Raw genomic sequence first — 2166 nt, 5'->3', positions numbered from 1 at the left:
TCGAATGTCTTTCGCTTTCTTGTTGCCATGTATCACTCCTCAGATGGTGGATTTTCCACCTATTGAGGTGTCCAGGCAAATTAGACCACAGCACTGGCGCGGCTGCGCGCAATTACCTTTTAAAGGAAAATTGCGCGCCGGCATCCGACAACACGCCGCGAGTGATCGAGAAAACTTAGCCCAATTTGTCCAAATATTTGAGGATTAATCATGCCAATGGATCGCGGTAGAATTGTTGAGGGAATAGTCATCGCAGTTATCGGCGGCGCTGTTACAGCTGCGATCATCGCGGTAGTGCCAGGCCTTACAAGATGGTTGGTGAGACCGTCCACTACGCCCGGACAAATTGCTGCATTCGAAGGGAAGTGTCCTGATGGCTGGGATACTTATTCAATGGCCGGCGGACGATTCATGGTTGGCGCAGGCACGCATGAAAACAAAGACGGTAACAACCAAAGTTTAAGCAAATATCAACCGCTCGACGTTGGAGGAGAGGAGGCTCATATTTTGACTATCCCAGAACTTCCGCCTCATGATCATAAATATACTTATATGGATACCGTCGGCGGTAATTGTGGAGTTGAGGGCTGCCATAGTCATCAGGAGTTGCGAACGGCAGACACTTCCAAAGTGGGTGAGGGCAAACCACACAATAACCGACCGCCCTACCTTGCTTTGCAGTATTGCAAGGCGAACTGATAACGCCAAGGAAAATCCCAGCAGTACCTATACGCCCAGCCAGACCGGGCTTTCGCACTGAGAGGGTTGGCATGGGCCGACCAATGAAGGAAAAGAAATGGCAGATCCGAAGAGCGCGTTCGAACTGGTCGCCGCAACCGTTCAAGTAGTGAGTGTCGTTGTGGGCGTCGTCATCAGTGTCGTGAGCTTCAACACTACGCAGCAGAGGGCGGCAGAAGCACGCGCGGTTGAAGTTGCGAAGCCGTTTCATGACCTGCGAAGGGCGGTCTACCTGGAGACCGTCAAGGCCTCAGCAGTAATCGCTACGCCAGATGGCCACAAACCGGAAGACGTAGCGAACGCAAAACGTCGGTTTCGAGAACTCTACGTAGCTGAGTTGAGCATGGTTGAGGCTCCCGAGGTCGAAGGCGCCATGATCGCATTTGCAAAAGCAGCTGATCCAAAGTTGCTTGAGCTGAATCCAGCACAGATTGCAGCGCTGAACCTTTCGCATGCGCTTGGCACGTCGTATGCGAGTCAACCAATGCCAAGTATGAAATGATGCCTCACCTAACTATTGAGGCTGACTCCTACTTCGTAGAGCTGGGTTGCTGAACGACGCGCTCACCGCCAATAGGAAAATAGTTTCGCGGAGTCGAAATTATATAAATCGTTTATATGGAAAAACAAATGATCTGCACTGTATTGAGCAGTTTGTCCGATCTTAGCTCTATTCGGGCGCGCATGGACCTTGCGGCAGGGATGCGACGAGGCCATTGTTGAGGACATGATTGCCGTCTTCGCGTTCGTCGGTCGTAATAAAATTTATTCGGACAAGCTGGGCTTCGATGCTGAGTTTGCTGCGGTTGTACGCGAGTGGCGACCTGAATTTTTAACCTAAGCCGCCAAGGAAAATCACTTGGCGCCGCCAGGCCAATCAGGCCGGCGCCGGCGTCCTGAAAGTGGCGCACTAGACAACGAGCAGCTTCCCCTCGTACCCCGCACGTTGATCAAATCCGGCCGCGTTTGAACTCAGCGAGGAACTTCTTGCAGGCCGGCGCCGACAACACCACGTCGGCGTCCCCGTGCCAGGCGTACAGATAGGGCGTGCCGCCCAGCCGGTCGGTCAGCTTGGCCGACAGCAAAAAGCGCGTGCCCAGCGGATAGACATCCGTATCGGCCATCCGCCGCGCGCACTGCACCAGCAACTCCGGCGAAAACGCCTGTCCCGGCACCGGATGAATCTCGACCCGCCCCGCCCGCCACACCGACTCCACCGCCACCTGCCGGTACGCATATATATCCCGCGCCATCACACCCCTCCGTTCGCACCACGTTGACCAAGGCCGACATAGTAGCAAACACGGCGCGCCAGCGAACGGACCAAGGCTGTTCCCCCCCTGTGTCAGGATAGTTGTCGCGTCATCTGATTTCTCGTAATCGTACAGGGGGCGGAGCAAAGACGGGCAGTGAAACACTATTCAGCAG

5 protein-coding genes are annotated in these 2166 nt (G+C 54.5%); 4 read left to right on the top strand and 1 reads right to left on the bottom strand.

What is annotated here, in order from left to right; translation table 11 throughout:
* From H7U20_RS30390 to H7U20_RS31110, 4 genes are all read left to right on the top strand, one after another.
* A partial coding sequence (locus tag H7U20_RS30390) for a hypothetical protein (RefSeq protein WP_233410920.1) occupies nucleotides 1-208 on the top strand: 208 nt, incomplete at its 5' end.
* Nucleotides 209-210: 2 nt separating this feature from the next.
* Entirely contained in the window at nucleotides 211-699 is a 489-nt protein-coding gene (locus tag H7U20_RS19640) for a hypothetical protein (protein WP_199760837.1), read from the top strand.
* Between the two features lie 97 nt (nucleotides 700-796).
* Nucleotides 797-1240 (top strand): hypothetical protein, encoded by a 444-nt coding sequence (locus H7U20_RS19635; RefSeq protein ID WP_199760836.1) that lies wholly within the window; start codon nucleotides 797-799, stop codon nucleotides 1238-1240.
* 189 nt (nucleotides 1241-1429) lie between these two features.
* Nucleotides 1430-1579 carry a DUF7673 family protein gene (locus H7U20_RS31110; RefSeq protein WP_458351872.1) on the top strand — a complete coding sequence of 50 codons (150 nt, stop codon included), beginning with the start codon at nucleotides 1430-1432 and terminating at the stop codon, nucleotides 1577-1579.
* Nucleotides 1580-1688: 109 nt separating this feature from the next.
* Here the strand turns inward: H7U20_RS31110 and H7U20_RS19630 are convergent, their stop codons facing one another.
* Nucleotides 1689-1991 carry a hypothetical protein gene (locus H7U20_RS19630; RefSeq protein ID WP_199760835.1) on the bottom strand — a complete coding sequence of 101 codons (303 nt, stop codon included), beginning with the start codon at nucleotides 1989-1991 and terminating at the stop codon, nucleotides 1689-1691.
* Nucleotides 1992-2166: the final 175 nt, after the last annotated feature.

The sequence above is a fragment of the Rugamonas violacea genome, from assembly GCF_016461825.1.
In the GTDB taxonomy this organism is placed as follows: domain Bacteria; phylum Pseudomonadota; class Gammaproteobacteria; order Burkholderiales; family Burkholderiaceae_D; genus Rugamonas.
This window is presented reverse-complemented; position numbering and strand designations above follow the sequence as displayed.

Excerpts from the sequence above, each read along its gene's own strand:
- H7U20_RS19640 (WP_199760837.1), top strand. The coding sequence starts at position 211 with ATGCCAATGGATCGCGGTAGAATTGTTGAGGGAATAGTCATCGCAGTT.
- H7U20_RS19635 (WP_199760836.1), top strand. The coding sequence starts at position 797 with ATGGCAGATCCGAAGAGCGCGTTCGAACTGGTCGCCGCAACCGTTCAA.
- H7U20_RS19630 (WP_199760835.1), bottom strand. The coding sequence starts at position 1,991 with ATGGCGCGGGATATATATGCGTACCGGCAGGTGGCGGTGGAGTCGGTG.